The following is an 18,755-nucleotide window of genomic DNA, read 5'->3' as shown; positions in this document are numbered from 1 at the left end:
TATAAGAGACAGCCCTTGCCGACCCGCAAACCCTCCGGCCCGGCCCCCACGACGGTCACGGAAAGCGCGCCGGCAAACCGCTTCAAGGGTGGCTACGCCAAGGCGTCCAAGGAGGATCGCGGCTGCGCGCTGCCCGGTCCCATCGCCGAGGAGCGCAGCGCCGACACGCGCCGCCCGGCCATCGCCGTGGGGACGCGGGTGCGCGTCCGCGCCGCCGCGAACCTGCGCGTCGCCCCCTTCTGCGACGCCAAGGTGGCCGACGTCCTGGAGCGGGGGGAGACGGTCACCGTGATGGCCGCCTTCGGGTCCTGGTACGAGGTCGGGCGGAACGGGCGGTCGCTGGGCTTCGTCGGCGCCTCCCTGCTCGCCGGGGCGAAGGGCCGCTAACCCTTCACCCGGGCCGCCTCGACCATGAAGCGGCGCCAGATCTCCGCCGGGACGGAGCCGCCGGTCACCCCCTTCATCGGCGTGTTGCCGTCGTTGCCGACCCACACCCCCACCGTCAGGCCGCGCCCGGCCACGCCGTCGGCGAAGCCGATGAACCAGGCGTCCCGGTAATCGTTGGTGGTGCCGGTCTTGCCGCCCGCCCCGCGCTTGGCGAGCGCCTCCGGCAGGCGGGCCGTCCTGCCGGTGCCGTCCCGCATCACCTCGCCCAGCATCGCTTTCAGGGCGGCCGAGATTTGCGGGTCGATCACCCGTTCCGCCTTCGGCGGCGTGTAGCTGTAGATCGTCCGCCCGGCGGGATCGCCGATGCGCTGGAACAGATGGCCATTGACCTTGCTGCCGCCGTTGGCCACCGCCGCGTAGGCCTGGGTGATTTCCAGAAGCGACACCTCGCTGACCCCCAGCGCGAGGCCGAGATCCGGCTCCAGCGGCGACTCGACGCCGAGACGGCGGGCGGCGGCGGCGATCTCCTCCGCATGGCCGCGGGTCAGCCGGGCCGAGGCCGTGTTGGTGGAATGGGCGAAGGCATCGGCCAGCGTCACCGAGGACGGGTAGCGGTTGTCGAAATTGCGGATGGCCCGCCCGTCCGTGAACTCCATGCGGGAGCCGTCGACACGGGAGTCCGGGGTCAGCCCGCGCTCCAGCGCCGCCAGGAAAACGAACAGCTTGAAGGCCGAGCCGGGCTGGCGGCGCGCCTGGAGCGCGCGGTTGAAGTGGTCGCGCCGGGCCGCCGCGTCGCGCCCGCCGATCATCGCCAGGATCGCCCCGTCGCCGTCCAGAGCGACCAGGGCGACCTCCGCGTCGCCCAGGCCCTTGGCATGGCGCTTCAGGGTGGTTTCCACGCTGCGCAGGGCGGCGGCCTGAAGATCGCGGTCGAGCGTGGTGCGCGCGGTGAAGGTCGGCCCTGGAAGATCGCCGCCGTAGCGGTCGGCGGCAAAACGGTCGAAACGGGCCTTGGCCGTCTCGCGAAAGTGGCCGGTGGACAGGACCGCCGCCTTGTTGGCCGCGGCCAGCATCGGGCGCTGGCGCTTGGTCTGCTCCGCCGTGCGTTCGGTGATGAAGCCGGCGTCGGCCATGGCGTCGAGCACCAGCGCGGCCTTGGCCTCCGCCTTCTCCAGATCGGCGAAGGGGTTCAGGCGGGAGGGGGCGGGCAGCGCGCCGATGAGCATCGCCGACTCCTTCAGCGACAGCTTGCCCGCCGGCTTGCCGAAGAAGACGCGGGCGGCGGCGTCCACCCCGTACGCGCCGAAACCGAAATAGGCGCGGTTGAGGTACAGGTACAGAACGTTCTTCTTGCCGAGTTGCTCCTCGAAATCGCTGGCGCTGTACAGCTCGTACGCCTTGCGGGACCAGCGGTTGTAGCGGTTGAGGAAGATCAGCTTCATCGTCTGCTGGGTCAGCGTGCTGCCGCCTTGGCTGAAGCGGCCGGACGTCACCGCCACGGCCAGCGCGCGGGCCAGCCCCTGGAAGTCGATGCCGTCATGCTCCAGATAGCGCCGGTCCTCCTTGGCGATCAGCGCCTGGATCAAATGCTTCGGCATCTTCTCCAGGGTCAGCGTGTCGCCGTACGTCTCGCCAATGGAGCCAATGAAGCGCCCCTGCCGGTCGAGGAAACGCACACCGTGGCCGCGGTTGTACGCCAGCACATCGTCGACGGTGCGGAACTCGTCCCCGAACAGGTCCATCGCCTGGGCGGGGGGCGGCACTGGGAGGCCGGACAGCAGCGGCAGCGCGAGCGTCAAAGCCAGGGCAGCGCGGCGGAGCAGGGATGATCGGAGCATCGGCCGAATGGTGGAGGCGGAATGAGCCTCACGTCGGCGCACCGTCCCGCTTCCGCAATGCCGCTACCCCGTAATTGCGAATCCCTGGAGCGGCATCAGCGAACAAAAAGGCCCGCCGGAACCGGCGGGCCTTTTTGGGGACGCGTGTGCTCTGCGGACGGCGGGCGGGCCGTCGCGCCGAAGGGTCACCTCGGCGCCAGGACCATGACCATCTGGCGTCCTTCGAGCTTCGGCATCTGTTCGACCTTCGCCAGTTCGTCCAACTCGTCGCGCACGCGGACCAGCACGTTCATGCCAAGATCCTGGTGCGCCATCTCGCGCCCACGGAAGCGCATGGTCACCTTGACCTTGTCGCCTTCCTCAAGGAAGCGGCGGGCCGAGCGCATCTTCACGTCGTAGTCATTGTCATCGATGTTGGGTCGGAGCTTGATCTCCTTCACCTCGATGATCTTCTGCTTCTTGCGCGCCTCGGCAGCCTTCTTCTGCGCCTCGTACTTGTACTTGCCATAGTCGAGGATCTTGCAGACAGGAGGCTCAGCCTGGGGGGCGATCTCGACGAGGTCGAGACCCGCATCCTCAGCGGCCAGCAGCGCATCGCGCAGCGAAACGACGCCCACCATCTCGCCGTCGGCACCGACGAGACGGATCGAGCGAGCCGTAATCTCCCGGTTTACCCGCGGTCCATCGCGGGTCGGAGCGGCTTCGGACGGTATCCTGGCTATGGACGCTTCTCCATGACTGGAAACCCACCGGGGCGCGACCTCCCGGAGGGAAGCCCGCCCGAACGGTGCGGTCGGTTAGAACGGCGAATCGAAGGCGGCGGCGCCCGCGGGGGACCGCGCCTCCTCACTCAGTTTATTGAGAGCGGCTTCGAGGGCAAGAACTTCCTGATCCTTACCACCGAGGGTACGCAGCGCGACCGTCCGCTCCTCCGCCTCGCGCTTGCCCACAACCACCAGGACGGGAACCTTCTGAAGGCTGTGTTCGCGGACCTTCAGGTTGATCTTCTCGTTCCGGGTGTCGAGTTCGGCACGGATGCCGCGGCGCTTCAGCAGGCTGACCACCTCCTGCCCGTAACCGTCGGCCTCGTTGGTGATGGTGCAGACCACCGCCTGTACCGGGGCGAGCCACATCGGGAACTTGCCGGCGTAATGCTCGATCAGCATGCCGATGAAGCGTTCCAGCGACCCCAGGATCGCCCGGTGCAGCATCACCGGGCGGTGGCGGGCGCCGTCCTCGCCGATGTAGGAGGCGTCGAGCCGCTCGGGAAGGTTCGGATCGTACTGGAGCGTGCCGCACTGCCAGGTGCGCCCGATGGCGTCGGTCAGGTGGAACTCCACCTTCGGGCCGTAGAAGGCGCCCTCGCCCGGCAGGTCCTCATACTCCAGCCCGGCGGCGTCGAGCGCTTGGCGCAGCGCGCCCTCCGCGCGGTCCCACAGATCGTCGGAGCCGGTGCGCACGTCGGGACGCAGCGCCAGCTTCACCGCGATCTTGTCGAACCCCAGATCCCGGTAGACGCCGAGCTGCAGCTTGAAATACTCCGCCGCCTCGCTCGCCACCTGATCTTCCGTGCAGAAGATGTGGGCGTCGTCCTGGGTGAAGGCGCGCACGCGCAGGATGCCGTGCAGCGCGCCCGACGGCTCGTTGCGGTGGCAGGCCCCGAACTCCGCCATGCGGATCGGCAGGTCGCGGTAGGAGCGCAGACCGTGCTTGAAGATCTGCACATGGCCCGGACAGTTCATCGGCTTGATGCCGAGCATCTTCTCGCCGTCGTCCGCCGAGACCTTGAACATGTTGTCGCCATACATGTCCCAGTGGCCCGACGCCTTGAACAGCGAGCTGTCGATGAGCTGCGGCGTCTTGACCTCGACGTAGTCCGCCTGGCTCAGCTTGGTGCGGATGTAGGTCTCCAGCGTGCGGAACAGCGTCCAGCCCTTCGGGTGCCAGAAGACCGAGCCGACGGCCTCCTCCTGCACGTGGAAGAGGTCCAGCTCCTTGCCCAGCCGGCGGTGGTCGCGCTTCTCCGCCTCCTCGAGCTGGTGCAGGTAGGCCTTCAGCTCCTTCTCGTCGCGCCAGGCGGTGCCGTAGATGCGCTGGAGCATGGGGTTGCGGCTGTCGCCGCGCCAGTAGGCGCCGGCCACCTTCATCAGCTTGAAGCCGTTGCCGACCTTGCCCGTGGTCGGGGCGTGCGGGCCGCGGCACAGGTCCAGCCAGTCGTCCTGGCGGTAGACGCTGATGTCCTGGTCCGCCGGAATCGCCTCGATCAGCTCGGCCTTGTAATGCTCGCCGAGCTTCTTGAAGTAGGCGACCGCATCGTCGCGGGTCCAGACCTCGCGCACGATGGGAACGTCCTTGGCGACGATCTCGCGCATCTTCGCCTCGATCTTCTGCAGATCGTCAGGCGTGAAGGGCTCCTCGCGCGCGAAGTCGTAATAGAAGCCGTTGGCGATCGCCGGACCGATGGTCACCTGCGTGCCCGGATAGAGCTTCTGCACAGCGTCGGCGAGGACGTGGGCGGCGTCGTGACGGATGACCTCGAGCGCGTCGGGATGACTGCGCGTGACGATCTCGATCTTGGCGTTGGTGGTGACGGTGGTGGTGAGGTCCTTCACCTCGCCGTCGAGCTTGACGGCAAGCGCATCCTTGGCAAGGCGCGGTCCGATCGACTGGGCAATCTCAAGCCCCGTCACCGGCCGGTCGAACTCCCGCACGCTGCCGTCGGGCAGCGTGATGGCGATGTTGGACGTCACCGAAGTCACCATTTGACTGTTTGCATCGCACCCGGCGGATGCCGGGAGGCGAAATCTCTAATGCGGGCAGGCTTTCTGTCAAGGGCGCCGGGGGCATTTCCGGCCCGAATTCGCCGCCCGAACGGCGAATTTTCTTGCATAATTAATTCACGGCAAAATTATCTCATGGCGGTTTGCGCGCCGGACGCGGCCCGCCGAACAGGTAGCCCTGGCCAAAGTCGATGCCGCTGCGCAGGATCGCGTCGAGCTGCGCCTCCGTCTCGATCTTCTCGGCGATGAGGTCGACCCCCGTACCCTCCAGGCGGCGGCGCAGCGCCTCGACGCGCGGCGCCAGGGCGGGGTCGATCAGCAGGGTGCAGTCCAGCTTCAGGTAGCGGATCTCGTGGCGCAGCAGCGCGTCCACGTCGATGTCCAGGTCGCTCACCCGGTCCATGGAGAAGCGGAACCCGATGCGGGACAGCTGCGACAGAATGCCCATCGTCACCGCCCCACCCGCCCGCAGCTCCTGCTGGCTCAACTCGAACACCAGCTTGGGCACCAGCGTCTGGTTCCGGGCCAACAGATCGAGGAACTGCCGCATGAACGCCGCGTCGCTGAGCGTGGCAGCGGACATGTTGCAGAAGAAGCCGATGGCGTGCTGGCGCCGCTCCGTCTCGCGGATCAGTTGGATGCAGCGGACCAGCAGGAGATTGTCGATGGTGGCCATCAGCCCCGCGCGCTCCGCGATCTCCAGATAGCGGTCGGGCAGGATCAGCGCCCCGTCGGCGGCGCGCACGCGCGAGAACACCTCGAAGAAGCGGTGCTTGCGCTGGGGCAGGCTGACGATGGGCTGGAGGTGGATGTCGATCCGGTCGGCGGCCAATGCCTCGCGCACCGCTTCCAGAACCGCGGCGTCGTCCATCGGCGTCGCTTCGGCTCCGGCCGCGGGCGGCGGGTCCGGAATGCGCGGGGCTTGGGGCCCTGGCCGGGCCGGGCGGGATGCCGCCGGCGGTTCATGCTCTCCCGACGATCGGGATTCGCCGAGCCGGGCGACCAGCGTGTGCAGGAGCTTGACCTCCTGAAGCACGGCCTCGTGGGCGGCGGAAGAAGGAACGGCGTTGTCGGTTTCCGCCCCCGGTGCGATCCGCTGCTCCAGCCGTTCGGCCAGCGCATCCACGCTCTTCTGAAGGTGGTCCAGCCGGCGCAGGGTGTCACGCTGCCGGCGGGCCAGGCGGCGGTGCAGGTCCGCGACGCCACCCGCCAGAAGGACCAGCCCACCGCCGATCCAGCCCACCGCCGGGTCGGTGCCGGGTCGCAATTCCGGCAGGCCGAGGGCGACCGAGGCCGCCGCCGTGGCGACGGCCAGCCCATGCAGGAAGGCCGCCAGGGCCGCCATGCGCCCGCTCAGCGGTGATCCGCCCCCACGGCGTCGCTCAGCGAGGCGAAGCCGTCGCGGCGCAGCAGGGCGGCAAGGTCGCGCCGGATCGCCAGAACCAGCGCCGGCCCGGCATAGACCAGCGCGGAATAGAGCTGCACCAGCGAGGCGCCGGCGCGGATCTTGGCGTAGGCGTCGGCGCCCGACGCGATGCCGCCGACTCCGACCAGCGGCAGCTTGCCGCCGGTCAGCCCGTACATCTCGCGCAGGACCGCGGTTGAGGGCACGAAGAGCGGCTTTCCGGACAGGCCGCCGGCTTCCCCGCGCAGCGGCTCGGGGATCTCCGCCGGGCGGGCGATGGTGGTGTTGGAGACGATCAGCCCGTCGATGCCCGACTCCAGAGCGACCGCGGCGATGTCCGCCTTGTCCTCGTCGGTCAGGTCCGGGGCGATCTTCAGCAGGACGGGCGGCGCCTTGGCCAGCCTGCAGGCCGACCGGGCGTCGAGAACGCGGCCAAGCAGGGTGCGCAGCGGGTCGCGCCCCTGGAGCGCACGCAGGCCCGGCGTGTTGGGGGACGACACGTTGACGACCAGATAGTCGGCCAGAGCCGCCACCCGGGTCACGCCGAGGACGTAATCGTCGGCCGCCTCCACCGTGTCCTTGTTCTTGCCGAGGTTGGCCCCGACAAGTCCCGGCGCCTTGCGCCTGCCGGACAGGCGCCGCTCCAGCCGTTGGGCGAAGGGCTCCAGCCCCTCATTGTTGAATCCCATGCGGTTGATGACGGCCCCCTGCTCCGGCGCGCGGAACAGGCGCGGCTTGGGGTTGCCGGGCTGCGGGCGGGGGGTCACGCTGCCCGCCTCGACGAAGCCGAAGCCCAGCCGCAGCATGGCGTCGACCACCTCGGCGTTCTTGTCGAAGCCGGCGGCGAGGCCGACCGGGTTGGCAAAGTCCAGGCCGAACACCCGGCTCCGCAGGATGGGATCGTCCTTTTCCCGCACCGGCGGCATCAGCCCGCTCGACAGGGCCTTGATGGTCAGCCCGTGCGCCGTCTCCGGATCGAAGCTGCGCAGGACGGGGCCGACGATGGGAAACAGGTCGATCACGGTGTGGTGTCCTTGAAGGTCGCCGGAAAGAGGTGGCGGCCGTCCGGCCCCAACGGCAGCGGGTCGGCGCGCAGCACCGCCGCGGGCAGCAGCGGGCCGTAGAGATGGGGGAAGAGCTGGCCGCCACGCGACGGCTCCCACTTGAGCGCGTCGCCCAGCGCGGCGCCGTCCACGGTCAGCAGGACGAGGCCGTCCTGCCCGGCGCGGTGCTTGGCGGCACTTTCCTCGACCTGGGCGCCGGTGGAGAAATGGATGAAGCCGTCCGCCGCATCCTGCGACGAGCCGTGGTAGGCCCCGGCGGTGAGCGCCCGCTCCCACTCCACGGCGCGGCACATATGAAAGATGATCCGTTCAGTCATGGCGGGGCGACCTTACCGCAAAGCCCTCCGCCAATGCCAGCCGTGGCAAAAACGGGAGAACCGGCGGAGCGTTGATAACTTCAGAATGGGACGTTGCGCTGTTTGCTTCGCAATTTGCAAACGTGGCTTTGGGAATCCCCTGACATTTTGCAGAAGGAAAATTCGCCGTTCCGCCGCATCGCACCCCGGCGACCACACGGAAAAGCCGCAAAATCAAGGACTCTCCAGGGCATCCACCCCTTCTTCGGCAACTTTTCGGAGTTGGCATCGGGATTGCTGAGAGATGGGCAAGCAAGGAGATGCCCCATGAACGCGATTGCGATGAATGTTGTGAAGGAACGCCACCCGGTGGAACACGCGCTCGACTCGCGCATCCATGGAGTGATCGTGTCCAGCGTGGACAGCGCCCCCCTGACCGCCTCCGTCGAGCCCAGCAGCACGCCCGTCCCGCTGAAGCCCTCGGCGGCGATGCTGGCCGCCGGGTCGCGCGCCGGCGGCGTCTCGGTCGAGACGGCCTGGAAGATCTATCTGGCGATGATCAAGGAAGCCGCCTGACCGGTCCGTTCCAGCCTCTCCTTCCGCGGCGGCGGTCCGGACCCGGATGTCCGGCCCGCCGGAACGCGGCCGGGAGACGTCGGTGCAGCACGAGGCGTCATTCGACGTCGTCGTAGAACTGCAACCCGCCGATCTCGGCACAGACGCTGCGCCCTTGCGCCCATTGCGGGTTCGCCCCCGCCCGGTGCAGGTGAGTCGCTCCGCCCGTCGGGTCGTCGAGCAGACCGGCCACCGCGCGGCGGGCGATCCGTTGGGCGGCGGCGAAGACCGGGTCCGCGGCGGTGACCGACAGCAGCCCCAGCCGTCCCGGCGCGTCCGGGTCCCAGCAGGGAAACTGTCCAGGCAGACGGCAGACGGCGACCACGTCATTCCCCCACCACCACCCGCCATGGTCGCGCGCCCGGCTGACGCGGTTCATCACGACCGCCGCCACCGCCTCCATGGCCCGCACGGACTCGCCGCGCGCCTCCCCCCACAGCGTGCGGGCGAGCGTGTCGACGGCTTGGCCGGACGCATTGGCGGACGGCCCCTGCGGCGCGGCCACCGGTCCGGGTTCCGGCTTCAGGACACGCGGCCTCATCGGCGGCCCCCGTCGCCGTAGGGCGGGGCGTAGGGCTGGACGAGCGGCGCGCAGCCGTTCTCCAGCTTGGTCTCGATGCGCAGCAGATGGTCGGTCAGCCGCCGCTCCACATCCTTCAGCGTCGCGACCGAGACATAGGTCTTGGCGACCTCCAGCTTGTAGGCGGCCAAGCTCTCACGCACCTGCAATTGGGCGGTCTCGGCGCGCGCCCGCACCGTCTCCAGCGCGGTTTCGGCATCCCGGCGCAGCCGCGCGATCAGCCAGAACAGCCCGCCCATCACCGGCAACTCGACCGCCGTGATCCACCAGGACAGGTCGATGGACTCCTGCATCTCCGTTCTCCAAGGAAAAAGGCAAAAGAAAAGGCCGCCGTCCGGTCAGGAAGGCGGCCCGTCGGAACACGGAACGGTGCGGTCGGCAATCACACGTCCCAGCTCTCCGCCGAGGTCGGCGCCGCCGTGGCGCGCCAATCCGGCTTCCGCCCCGGCGCCGTCTGGCGGTCGAAGCGGAAGGGCTCGCAGGACAGCGCGCCGGCCACCGCGTCCAGCCCGTCGTCGCGGCCCGTATAGCGCCCGTCCGGCGACCATTCGCGCATCTCGCGGATGAAGGGCGTCTCCCACACCGCAGCGTGGGCGAGCAGCCGACGGTCAGCCAGCAGCGCGTCGAACGCCTCGCGGATGCGCAGCGCCTTGGCGCGGCGGCTGGCCTCCTCGACCACGGCGGCGGCGACCTTCTCCGTGCGCAGCGCCTTGCGAAGCAGGCCGGGCAGGAAGCGCCCAATGCCGTTGATCTCCACATGCACCGCCGGCAGGTGGTGCCGCTCCAGGAAGCGGGCGACCTGGAGGCATTGCTGCTCCGCCTCGGTGTCCGGATCGCCGGGGTCCACCGACAGGTAGAGCACGCGGTGCAGATAGAAGCGCCCGTCCTCCCCGCCGAACACCGCGGCAACGACGCTGGAATCGCCGGGCTTGCCGCCCTCCGCCGCCGGGCGTGCGAAGGCCGGGTCCCACCAGCAGGAGGCCGAGGCCATGCGCTGGCCGTTCAGCGTCAGCACCGCCCGCCCCGCCGACTCCCAGTAGTCCAGCTCGCCGTCGTAGCGGCCCAGCCGGTCGGGGTCGAGGAACCCTTCCGCCTCGTTGACCGGCTGCAGCAGCATCTGGCTGGTGAATTTGTTGGGGCCGGTCGTCTTGCGGATGCGGTTGACGTGGGCCTCGCCGAAGCGCTGCGGCCAGGCGTAGCGGCGCCGGCCGTCCGGGCCGTCGGTGTAGACCGGCAGGACCAGCCGCGCGAAGCCGTCCAGGAAAGGCCGCGTCTCGCCCGCCTCCGCCCGCGGCTCCTCCGCGTAGATGGAGTAGTAGCTGTGCGGCGTCCCGACATAGAGCTGCACCCCGCCCGGCACCAGCAGATAGTCGATCTCCGCCAGCCTCTCGCGCAGGTCGGCGCGCTTGCCCGGACTGCCGGAGGTGCGCGGCACCTCGACGTCGTCGCAGATCACCACGTCGGCGCGGCTGCCCGTGATGTTGCCACCCACACCCGCCGCCACCATGGAGGGGTCGCGCAACTCCTGAGCCCGCACCACGGTGAACTGGCCGGCCGCCCACTGGTCGCGCTCCTTCGCCGGGGGCTTCAGGCCGCGGGTGTCGGGATGGCGCTCGATGATGCGCTTGACGTTGCGCACCATCTTCTTGGCCAGCTTCAGGTCCGCCGCCAGGACGAGCAGCCGCCGGTTGGGGTCCTGGTAGAGCATCCAGGCCGCGAACAGGCCGACGATGGACGACTTGCCCGCCCCGCGGAAGGCCATCAGCAGCAGGCGCGGCCCGATGCCAAAAGACCCGACTCCGACGGCTTGCCGTTCCAGCCACGCAGCGATCTGCAGATGGTGGCGGGGGGTGGTCAGCTCCGATTGCCGGTTCCAATCCTGGACGAAGGCGAAGAAACCCTTCTTGCGCGTTTCCGCCTCCATCACGCCACCCGGCCCAGAATGTGCCAGCCGGCGCCGTTGGACATCGCCGTGACCGCACTGCCGGTGGAATTCAGCGACACCGGGGCGTTGTCCGGCCCACTGCCGCCCTGCACGGTGACGGTGACCGGGTTGCCCGACACGTCGGCCTTCTTGACCGTCACCGTGCGTCCGACCGCGTGCAGCGCCCCCGGCGGCGGCAGCCTCACCGTGACCGCGCCATTGAAGGCGCTGACCAGATACAGCGCCTGGTTCAGGTCCGGCTCGAACAGGCCCGGCCGGTCGTGAAAATAGGCGTTGCCCGGCCGATTGTTGCCGGCCACCACCCACCAGCCGGCCCCGTTCGAGACGATGGTCACGAAGTCGTAGTGGTTGCCCAACGCCACCGTCCGGCCGTCCGGTCCCGGCCCGCCCTCCTCGGTGATGGTCAGGCGGTGGAGGGAGGCGTCCGTCCGCTTCAGCGTCACCGCATGGCCATTGGCCGCCCCCGCCGCCGGCAGCCGAAGCTCCACGTCGCCGCTGTAGGCGCTGACCAGATAGACGGAGCTGGCGAGGTCCAGCACGACCACCCCGCCGGCCTGCGGCTCCACATACTCGGTGTCGTAGCGCAGGGCCTCGACGACCAGTTCGGAGACGCGGCTGCGCCCCAGCCGGTTCTTTTCCGGATAGCCGGCGTTCACCGCCGTGTAGCGGCCGCCCGACAGGTCGTGGATGGCCGGGCCGGCGGACATCGACAGCAGGTTGACGATGGCCGTTTCCACCGACCCGGCGTCGAGCTGCACATTCGGTACGCCGCCCAGCGACTCCGCGTAGAAATTCAGGATCAGCGTCTTGTCGGTGTTGGCGCCGACGCGGAAGCAAGCCAGCGCCATGGTCGACAGGTTGGCCTCGCAGTCCTGGAAGCTGTTGTTGTACTTGCCCTGCTCCACGAAGAAGCCGCAGCCGGCGATCGGCGCCGACAGGGAATAGACGCGCACCATGGAAAAGCGGTTGGCGTTGGGCGTGTCGCCCTCCCCCGTCCGGGTCAGCCACACCCCGTGCAGCGACGGACGGGCCACCAGCACGCGCGACACCATGTTCCAGTAACAGGGCCAATTGGGGTCGGCATAACCGTCGAACAGCAGCCCGACCCGCGGGTCCCAGACGGTCAGGTCGCTCAGCGTGTTGTGGACGCAGGGGCCGTCCCGCCCGAACAGCCGCACCGCGGCGTCGCCCCGCTCCAGCCGCAGGCCGCTCACCGTGGCGTAGCCGTCCGGCAGATGGATCAGGTCGAAGCCCGCCGAGGAGCCGGCGATGACCGACCTTTGCCCCGCCCCATACAGGGTTTGCCCATAGCCCACAGTCAGCGTGTTGGTGATCCGATAGGTGCCCGGCGGCACATGAACGGCGTTCGCACTGGTCAGCGCGGCCTGGATCGCCCGCGTGTCGTCCACGACCCCGTCGCCGACCGCGCCGAAATCCCTCACCGACAGGGCGTCGGCCAGCTTCTCGCGCACCGGGCGGCGCACCGCGCCGGCGCCGGGTGCGACGAAGGTCGACAGCGCCTCCTCGTCCACCGGTGGGCGTGCGATGGGATTTCCCACCGTATCGAAGGCCAGGAGCTGGCCCGCCCGCACCGTCCGTTCCGGCAAGCGGTTGGAGGCCGGCAGGTCGGTGTCGGTGTAGCGCAGCATCAGCTCCTGGTCCCCGGCCACCTGCTGGAGCGCGGCGGTCAGCTGGTCGAACTCGCGGTTCAAGCTGGCGGCCGGCAACGGCCCGCTCTCCAGGAAGTCGCTCATCCGCTCGATGGGCAGGCGGCGGCGCAGCAGGACGGGCGTCCCGGCTTCCGGCGGTATGGCGAAGGCCACCGTGCCGCCCGCCGTCTCCCCGGCGCCGCTCACCGCATAGCCCGTGGTCTGCCGCGCCGCGCCCAGGAAGACTTGGAGGTCGTTGTCCTCGAAGACCGGGAACGGAAAGGTGAAATCCGTCTGCACGCCGTCGGCAAGATACTGGACGCGCGGGTTGCCGCGTGGAACGTCGATTGCGCTGGGCATGGGGGCGCCCCTCCTGCTGCGTGGAACGATAAGATTCGGCGGGGCGGAAGCGTCAGTAGAAGCGGCTCATGAACTCCAACCGCTGGCGCTCGGCGAGTTGCGCCTGCTCCAGCAGGTTGCGACGGCGCACACTGTCGACCTCCTGCTGGATGGCCTCGCGCTTCAGCCGGTCGGCACCCTCCGCCTCCCCGCGCTCCGCGGCGCTGTCCTTGACGACACCGAGCAGGATCGCCTCGCCCGAGCCGTCCGCCGCGCTGACCCCGTTGGAGCCGAGCGTCGCGCGGGTGCGCGCCACGGTGCGGCGCAGGGCGTCCACACGCCGCCGCTCGTCGGATTGCGCGGCGGCGGACATCTGGGCCAGCCGCGTGCGGGCGTCCCCTTCCTTATCGGCCAGCGTGGCGGCCTGCCCGGTGCGGAGCTGCTGGGCGGCAAGATTCTGGCTCTGCGCCAGCCAGTCCATCTCGCGGCTGCGCTGCCGCTCCGCCTCAGCGCGGGCCTGCTCCTCCTTCTGGCGCTGAAGCTCCTGGTCCTGGCGCCGCAGTTCGTCCTCGCGCTGCCATTGCAGACGTTGCTGTTCCGCCTGATAGGCGTATCGGCGCTCGTCGGCAGCCTGCTGGCGGCGCGCGCTGTCCGACGTGCCGGAGACACGGTCCACCGTGTCGGCGACGGCGTTGGCCAGCGGCAGCGCCGTCGTGGCCAGGGTCGTGATTCCGCCCATCAGTCGTTCACCCTCAGTTCCATGGTTACGGACAAAAGCGTGAAGGGCAGCGGCGCGTCCTGCCGGATGCTCCACAGCGGCCGGTCGCTGTCGCGCCGCCAGCCCAGCGCCCGCAGCTTGCGGTCGCCGGAGACCAGCGCCGGAACGCCGCCCGTCGGCTGTGGCCCCGTCCGGTGCAGCGGCAGCTCCTGAAGGCCGCGCCCCAGGTCGGCGTGGAGCGCCGCCGTTTCCTCCAGCCGGAAGCCGACGGAGACCAGCCGCACCGCGTCGGTTCCGCCCGCCTGCCCAAGCAGGCTGACCGGCAGCGGCTCAATGCGGTGGCTGTAGGGCAGCCCGGCCTCGACGTGGCGGGCCGGCGGGTCGAGCACGATCTTGCCGGCGGCGACGGTGGCGTCGGCGCGGACCGTCCCGTCGGCGACCACCGCGACGCTGCGCCCCTCCAGATGGTCCAGCCCGCTCCACACCGCGGTCGGGGCCTCGTGGTCGCCGACCAGGGCGGCGTCGAGATTCAGCCCGTCGTCGAAGCGCTCGACGCTCCACCGCCCGGCGCGATCGACCAGCGCGTAGACCTCGTCCCCGACCACCGCAACGGAGCGCACCGCCCCGTCCGTCTCCAGCCGGGTCCAGGCGGTCACCTGCTCCAGGCGGTAGACGGTCAGGGCGCACAGCGCGCCGTCCTCCATCACCACGAACATCAGCCGGCGGCCCTGGTCGTAGTCCTGGTCGCGCGGCTTCACCACCAGATGGCGGGCCAGCAGCGCCAGATCGTTGGCCTGATAGGCGGCCTCGGTGTCGGTGTAGAGGAATTCGCGGATCTCCCGCCCGTTGCGCGACACGAACAGGGTGGCCCCGTCCACATCGCGCGGCGGCACGGAGCGGTCGACGGGCGAGCCGATGCGCGTCTGCCGGTGGACCTGGATGTTCTGCGGGGTCAGCGGATCGCCCGACACCATGTATTCGGCGCCCGAGGTGAAGACCTGGAGATGCCGCCCGGAGAAGACGGCGCGCACCGCGTTCACCTGATCGGACAGGATGCCGAACTCGATGGCCTCGTCGTCCTGGCCGGTGCCCAGGTCGAAGTTCCACAGGTCGGCGGAGCGCGACAGCCAGAGCCGGTTGGGCAGGTCGCGCGACCCGCCGATGACCAGCCGGTCCTGGTGGAAGGCCGCCGACACAGGCCAGCCGCGCAGCGGCGAGAAGGACTGCTCGTCCCAGGCCGTCGTGGCGGTGGTTCCGGCCAGCGTCTCCAGCGCCGTCGCGGTGACCTGCGTCGCCGACACCACCCCCTCGACGCGGAGCTGTTTGCCCTGGATGCGCAGGCGCGTCCCCTCCTGTTTCGGGTCGAAGACCGGGGCGGAGGCGGTCACCGTCACCAGCCCGTCCGTGCCCGACGGGGTCAGAGTCACGGCGGGATCGGCGAAGCGGTAGAAGGGCATCGCCACCCGCTCCCCGTCCGCAACGTAGCTCCAGCCGGTCAGCGCCCAGGCGTCGGCGCCGCTGCGCGTCAGCTTGCGCGGCGGCACGTCGGGGTGGCAGACCAGCAGCGTGTCGGCGCTCTGCGTCCAGGTGATCTGGGGAAGCTGGGCGGCGGTCCAGGGGGCCGTCACGCTGGCGATGGGCGTGTCGTTGCCGTAGACGTCGATCCGCCCCTCGGAAAAGACCAGCAGATAGGTCTGCTCCGTGTTGAACTCGAAGGCGACCAGCCGCCCGTCGCCGCGGGCCGGATCGACGAAGGCGAGGCCGGAGCGGCGCGTCACGCCGCCGGTCGGGTGGATGAACAGGTTGCGCAGCGCCAGCGCCCCATTGTCGTAGGCGCGCAGGTCGCCGCGCCCGAGCAGCCGGCGGGAAATCTCCCCCGCCGTGAAGTTGGTCTTCACCTGACGAACCCGCGCCATCAGCCCCTCGCGTCGATCAGGGTGAAATCCTCGAAGCCCGGCTGGCTGTCCTGCAGGGCGTCGGTCTGGCGGGCGCGGCGGAACTCGCTCTCGGCCAGCCGCTGCAGCAGTTCCGCCCGGCTCGTGCTCTCGGTCAGCGGAATGCAGAACTCAGCGGCCAGCCGGGCGATCAGCGCCTGGTCGAAGAAGGCGGGAAAGTCCTCCTCCGCCGGACGTCCGACATAGGTCAGCACCACCGCGTCGGACGCCGCGTGCAACGCCCGCCCGGCGATGCGGTAGTCGAGACCGCGGCCCCGCCCACCCGACCCGGCGCCGAGCGCGCGCAGGAAATCGGCGGGAAGCTGGAAGGCCACGCCGTAATCGGCGACCGGGTCGTCGGCCAGCCGCGCCAGCCGGGCCTGCCGGGTGGCGAAGCTCCAGGCGTTGGCGGAGAGCAGCGCGTCGCGCGCCGGCTCAAAGAGCGCCCCCGCGACCTCCGCCTCGGCGGTGCCCTCGTCGAAGGCGGTGATCGCCGTCGCCCCGATCTTGATGAGCGCGCGGCTGCACAGCCCGATAGCCGTCAATGCCATGGGATCGATCCTTCGGATCAGAGGGAGACGAGCTTCCATAGCCCTCTCCCCTCTGGGGAGAGGGTGGCCCGCAGGGCCGGTGAGGGGGATGTGCGTGGCGAAAACGTTCGGCAAACGCGCATCCCCCTCACCCTGACCCTCTCCCCGGAGGGGAGAGGGAACATTGAAGGGAACCCGTCAGTCCGTGTTGGACGCGCCGAAGGGCGACAGGTTGGTGACGTCCACCACCCCCGCCGCGTTGGCGGCGACCACGAAGACGCCGGCGGCGGGCGTCCCGGCGGTGCCGGTGTTGGCCAGGATCATGTCGCCGCTGCGCAGCAGGTCGGACGCGCCGTTGAAATAGCCGCTGTTGTCCACCGCCGCGGCGGCGTCCGGCGTCGTGTAGTGCCACAGGGTGAAGACGCACGATGACTATCTGCAACACCGTGCAATCCGGCTTGCACTTAGGCACGCTGCTCAGAACAGGGCCAGCCAGAGAGGCGCAACCGCAGGACCATAGAAGTCTATCTTCGACGCCCGCAACATACCCTTATATGTTGTATTAACCAGATTGCGCGCAGCGAGTGCATCGCCTACGATCCGGTCCGATTGATGATCCGGAACTGGAACGCAGCTATGGCACGGCCGAAGAAGGCAGAGACAGCGAAGCCCAAGGAGCGGATCGAGGTGACCCTCTTCGCGACCGCGGACAAGCTGCGCGGCGCTATGGACGCCTCGGAGTACAAGCACGTCGTCCTCGGCCTGATCTTCCTGAAGTTCATCTCGGATGCGTTCGAGGCGCGCCACGCCGCGCTGGCAGCGGACCCGCTGTCCGACGCGGAGGACCCGGAGGAGTACCTGGCGGAGAACGTCTTCTGGGTTCCCAAGGTGGCCCGCTGGCCGGGCATCCAGGCCGCGGCCAAGAGCGACACGATCGGCAAGGTCATCGACGACGCCATGGCCGCGGTGGAGGCGTCGAACGACAGCCTGCGGGGCGTGCTGCCCAAGGACTACGGCCGCCCCTCCCTCAACAAGACGATGCTGGGTGAGTTGATCGACCTGGTCGCGTCGATCAAGACGGGCGGCGCCACCGACACCAAGGACCTGCTCGGGCGGGTCTACGAATACTTCCTGGGCGCCTTCGCCGGCGCCGAGGGGAAGCGCGGCGGCGAATTCTACACGCCGCCCTCGGTCGTCGGCCTGCTGGTCGAGATGCTGGAGCCCTACAAGGGCCGCATCTACGACCCTTGCTGCGGCTCGGGCGGCATGTTCGTGCAGTCGGAGAAGTTCGTCCTGGCCCACGGCGGCAAGGTCGACGACGTCGCGATCTACGGCCAGGAGATGAACAACACGACCTGGCGGCTCGCCAAGATGAACATGGCGATCCGGGGCATTGAGGCCGACATCCGCTGGAACAATGAGGGCTCGTTCCACAAGGACGAGCACAAGGACCTCAAGGCCGACTTCATCTTGGCGAACCCGCCGTTCAACATTTCGGATTGGGGCGGCGACCGGCTGCGTGAGGACGTACGCTGGAAGCACGGCGTGCCGCCGGAAGGCAACGCCAACTTCGCGTGGCTCCAGCACATGATTCACCATCTCTCGCCTAAAGGCCATGCCGGTGTGGTGCTGGCGAACGGCTCCATGTCGTCGCAGCAGTCGGGTGAGGGCGAGATCCGCAAGGCGATGGTCGAAGCCGACCTGATCGACTGCATGGTGGCTCTGCCGGGCCAGCTCTTCTACTCCACGCCGATTCCAGCGTGCCTATGGTTCCTGGCGCGCAGCAAGGCACCGAACGGCTTCCGGGACCGTCGCGGAGAGGTGCTGTTCATCGACGCGCGCAAGCTGGGGTCTATGGTGGACCGCACCCGGAAGGAGTTGACCACCGCCGACATTCAGAAAATTGCGGATACATACCATGCGTGGCGCGGAAAAGGTGCGGCAACTGCCTATCAGGATGTTCCAGGCTTCTGTTGCACAGTGAAGTTGGCTGAAATTGCCGAGCACGATTTCGTGTTGACCCCCGGAAGGTATGTCGGGGCAGCGGACATCGAGGATGACGAAGTGTCATTTGAGGAAAAGCTGAATACCATCGCCGAAAACCTGAATCGTCTTCTTACTGAAGCCGCAGAAACCGATGCCGCACTGCTTCTGAGCCTAAAGAAAATTGGCGCAAAGATTTGAACATGCAGAATTCTATTGACGATCTTGTCACTCTTCAGCGCGGAACAACTTACCAGAGTGCCTTGCTTGGGCAACCCGGTCCCGTTCTCTTGGGCCTCGCGTCGATAAATCGGGACGGGGGATTCAGAGATGATAACCTAAAGACCTACGGAGGTACTTCTCCAAGCAAGCTCTTGCTTCAGCCAGGAGACGTCTATGTTTCTCTTAAGGATGTGACTCAGTCCGGCGATCTGCTTGGCGCTGTTTCGAAAGTTCCTGAAAATATAGATCTGGGGCGCCTTACGCAAGATACTCTCAAACTTATCCCTCGCAGCAATAATACAAATATGCAGTATCTCTACTGGTGCCTTCGGACACCAGAATACCGTTCTTATTGTCGCGCAAGGGCGATTGGCACTACGAACCTATCGCTCTCCCGTGAAGACTTCTTGGCGTTCCGCATTCCCGGCCTGACTAAAAGCCGATCCGAGATCGTGAAGATATTAGAGAGA

Annotated in this window: 18 protein-coding genes; 4 read left to right on the top strand and 14 right to left on the bottom strand. The window is 68.6% G+C overall.

Features of this window, described 5'->3' with window-relative positions; translation table 11 throughout:
* The coding region (locus tag Q4I23_RS19415; protein WP_498527265.1) for an SH3 domain-containing protein at positions 1 to 387 on the top strand (387 nt) is incomplete at its 5' end.
* Here Q4I23_RS19415 and Q4I23_RS19410 read toward each other — a convergent pair.
* The 6 genes from Q4I23_RS19410 to Q4I23_RS19385 all read right to left on the bottom strand — a co-directional run bounded on the left by Q4I23_RS19410 (position 384) and on the right by Q4I23_RS19385 (position 7,791).
* Positions 384 to 2,225 (bottom strand): transglycosylase domain-containing protein, encoded by a 1,842-nt coding sequence (locus Q4I23_RS19410; protein WP_498527264.1) that lies wholly within the window; start codon positions 2,223 to 2,225, stop codon positions 384 to 386. The genes Q4I23_RS19415 and Q4I23_RS19410 overlap by 4 nt on opposite strands.
* A gap of 185 nt (positions 2,226 to 2,410) precedes the next feature.
* Positions 2,411 to 2,938, bottom strand: a complete 528-nt coding sequence (infC, locus tag Q4I23_RS19405; RefSeq protein ID WP_035675720.1) for a translation initiation factor IF-3 — start codon at positions 2,936 to 2,938, stop codon at positions 2,411 to 2,413.
* Between the two features lie 84 nt (positions 2,939 to 3,022).
* A complete protein-coding gene (gene thrS / locus Q4I23_RS19400) occupies positions 3,023 to 4,987 on the bottom strand; it encodes a threonine--tRNA ligase (protein WP_454019143.1) in 1,965 nt (654 codons plus the stop codon).
* Between the two features lie 151 nt (positions 4,988 to 5,138).
* Entirely contained in the window at positions 5,139 to 6,350 is a 1,212-nt protein-coding gene (locus Q4I23_RS19395) for an EAL domain-containing protein (RefSeq protein WP_498527263.1), read from the bottom strand.
* Positions 6,351 to 6,358: 8 nt separating this feature from the next.
* Positions 6,359 to 7,432 carry a quinone-dependent dihydroorotate dehydrogenase gene (locus Q4I23_RS19390; RefSeq protein WP_498527262.1) on the bottom strand — a complete coding sequence of 358 codons (1,074 nt, stop codon included), beginning with the start codon at positions 7,430 to 7,432 and terminating at the stop codon, positions 6,359 to 6,361.
* Positions 7,429 to 7,791 carry a DUF952 domain-containing protein gene (locus tag Q4I23_RS19385; protein WP_498527261.1) on the bottom strand — a complete coding sequence of 121 codons (363 nt, stop codon included), beginning with the start codon at positions 7,789 to 7,791 and terminating at the stop codon, positions 7,429 to 7,431. The genes Q4I23_RS19390 and Q4I23_RS19385 overlap by 4 nt, the downstream gene beginning before the upstream one ends.
* 306 nt (positions 7,792 to 8,097) lie before the next feature.
* On the opposite strand from Q4I23_RS19385, the gene Q4I23_RS19380 reads away from it, so the two are divergent.
* Positions 8,098 to 8,346, top strand: a complete 249-nt coding sequence (locus Q4I23_RS19380; protein WP_014241509.1) for a hypothetical protein — start codon at positions 8,098 to 8,100, stop codon at positions 8,344 to 8,346.
* A gap of 97 nt (positions 8,347 to 8,443) precedes the next feature.
* Here Q4I23_RS19380 and Q4I23_RS19375 read toward each other — a convergent pair whose 3' ends face one another.
* The 8 genes from Q4I23_RS19375 to Q4I23_RS19340 all read right to left on the bottom strand — a co-directional run bounded on the left by Q4I23_RS19375 (position 8,444) and on the right by Q4I23_RS19340 (position 16,458).
* On the bottom strand, positions 8,444 to 8,926 hold the full coding sequence (locus tag Q4I23_RS19375) for a cell wall hydrolase (RefSeq protein WP_498527260.1): 483 nt from the start codon (positions 8,924 to 8,926) through the stop codon (positions 8,444 to 8,446).
* Positions 8,923 to 9,258: a hypothetical protein gene (locus tag Q4I23_RS19370; RefSeq protein WP_237902930.1), complete on the bottom strand. Its 336-nt coding sequence runs from the start codon at positions 9,256 to 9,258 to the stop codon at positions 8,923 to 8,925. The genes Q4I23_RS19375 and Q4I23_RS19370 overlap by 4 nt, the downstream gene beginning before the upstream one ends.
* 89 nt (positions 9,259 to 9,347) lie before the next feature.
* Entirely contained in the window at positions 9,348 to 10,889 is a 1,542-nt protein-coding gene (terL, locus tag Q4I23_RS19365; RefSeq protein ID WP_498527259.1) for a phage terminase large subunit, read from the bottom strand.
* A complete protein-coding gene (locus Q4I23_RS19360; protein ID WP_498527258.1) occupies positions 10,889 to 12,919 on the bottom strand; it encodes a glycosyl hydrolase family 28-related protein in 2,031 nt (676 codons plus the stop codon). Before Q4I23_RS19360 ends, terL begins: the two co-directional genes overlap by 1 nt.
* Before the next feature lie 52 nt (positions 12,920 to 12,971).
* Complete coding sequence (locus Q4I23_RS19355; protein WP_498527257.1) at positions 12,972 to 13,637, bottom strand: hypothetical protein; 666 nt, start codon at positions 13,635 to 13,637, stop codon at positions 12,972 to 12,974.
* The gene (locus tag Q4I23_RS19350; protein WP_498527256.1) at positions 13,637 to 15,532 is read right to left on the bottom strand and encodes a phage tail protein; all 1,896 of its coding nucleotides are present in this window, start codon (positions 15,530 to 15,532) and stop codon (positions 13,637 to 13,639) included. Before Q4I23_RS19350 ends, Q4I23_RS19355 begins: the two co-directional genes overlap by 1 nt.
* Positions 15,532 to 16,101, bottom strand: a complete 570-nt coding sequence (locus tag Q4I23_RS19345; protein WP_498527255.1) for a phage connector family protein — start codon at positions 16,099 to 16,101, stop codon at positions 15,532 to 15,534. The genes Q4I23_RS19350 and Q4I23_RS19345 overlap by 1 nt, the downstream gene beginning before the upstream one ends.
* Before the next feature lie 177 nt (positions 16,102 to 16,278).
* Positions 16,279 to 16,458 (bottom strand): hypothetical protein, encoded by a 180-nt coding sequence (locus Q4I23_RS19340; RefSeq protein WP_498527254.1) that lies wholly within the window; start codon positions 16,456 to 16,458, stop codon positions 16,279 to 16,281.
* A 258-nt stretch (positions 16,459 to 16,716) separates the two neighbouring features.
* On the opposite strand from Q4I23_RS19340, the gene Q4I23_RS19335 reads away from it, so the two are divergent.
* Entirely contained in the window at positions 16,717 to 18,264 is a 1,548-nt protein-coding gene (locus tag Q4I23_RS19335; RefSeq protein ID WP_498527253.1) for a class I SAM-dependent DNA methyltransferase, read from the top strand.
* A 2-nt stretch (positions 18,265 to 18,266) separates the two neighbouring features.
* The coding region (locus Q4I23_RS19330; protein WP_498527252.1) for a restriction endonuclease subunit S domain-containing protein at positions 18,267 to 18,755 on the top strand (489 nt) is incomplete at its 3' end.

The sequence above is a fragment of the Azospirillum sp. UFLA03-27 genome (assembly GCF_059803775.1).
This window is presented reverse-complemented; position numbering and strand designations above follow the sequence as displayed.

Coding starts and splice junctions, on each gene's coding strand:
- Q4I23_RS19360 (WP_498527258.1), bottom strand. CDS start 12,919: ATGCCCAGCGCAATCGACGTTCCACGCGGCAACCCGCGCGTCCAGTAT.
- Q4I23_RS19350 (WP_498527256.1), bottom strand. CDS start 15,532: ATGGCGCGGGTTCGTCAGGTGAAGACCAACTTCACGGCGGGGGAGATT.
- Q4I23_RS19370 (WP_237902930.1), bottom strand. CDS start 9,258: ATGCAGGAGTCCATCGACCTGTCCTGGTGGATCACGGCGGTCGAGTTG.
- Q4I23_RS19385 (WP_498527261.1), bottom strand. CDS start 7,791: ATGACTGAACGGATCATCTTTCATATGTGCCGCGCCGTGGAGTGGGAG.
- terL (WP_498527259.1), bottom strand. CDS start 10,889: ATGGAGGCGGAAACGCGCAAGAAGGGTTTCTTCGCCTTCGTCCAGGAT.
- Q4I23_RS19410 (WP_498527264.1), bottom strand. CDS start 2,225: ATGCTCCGATCATCCCTGCTCCGCCGCGCTGCCCTGGCTTTGACGCTC.
- Q4I23_RS19335 (WP_498527253.1), top strand. CDS start 16,717: ATGGCACGGCCGAAGAAGGCAGAGACAGCGAAGCCCAAGGAGCGGATC.
- Q4I23_RS19375 (WP_498527260.1), bottom strand. CDS start 8,926: ATGAGGCCGCGTGTCCTGAAGCCGGAACCCGGACCGGTGGCCGCGCCG.
- Q4I23_RS19345 (WP_498527255.1), bottom strand. CDS start 16,101: ATGGCATTGACGGCTATCGGGCTGTGCAGCCGCGCGCTCATCAAGATC.
- thrS (WP_454019143.1), bottom strand. CDS start 4,987: ATGGTGACTTCGGTGACGTCCAACATCGCCATCACGCTGCCCGACGGC.
- Q4I23_RS19380 (WP_014241509.1), top strand. CDS start 8,098: ATGAACGCGATTGCGATGAATGTTGTGAAGGAACGCCACCCGGTGGAA.
- Q4I23_RS19355 (WP_498527257.1), bottom strand. CDS start 13,637: ATGGGCGGAATCACGACCCTGGCCACGACGGCGCTGCCGCTGGCCAAC.
- Q4I23_RS19395 (WP_498527263.1), bottom strand. CDS start 6,350: ATGGCGGCCCTGGCGGCCTTCCTGCATGGGCTGGCCGTCGCCACGGCG.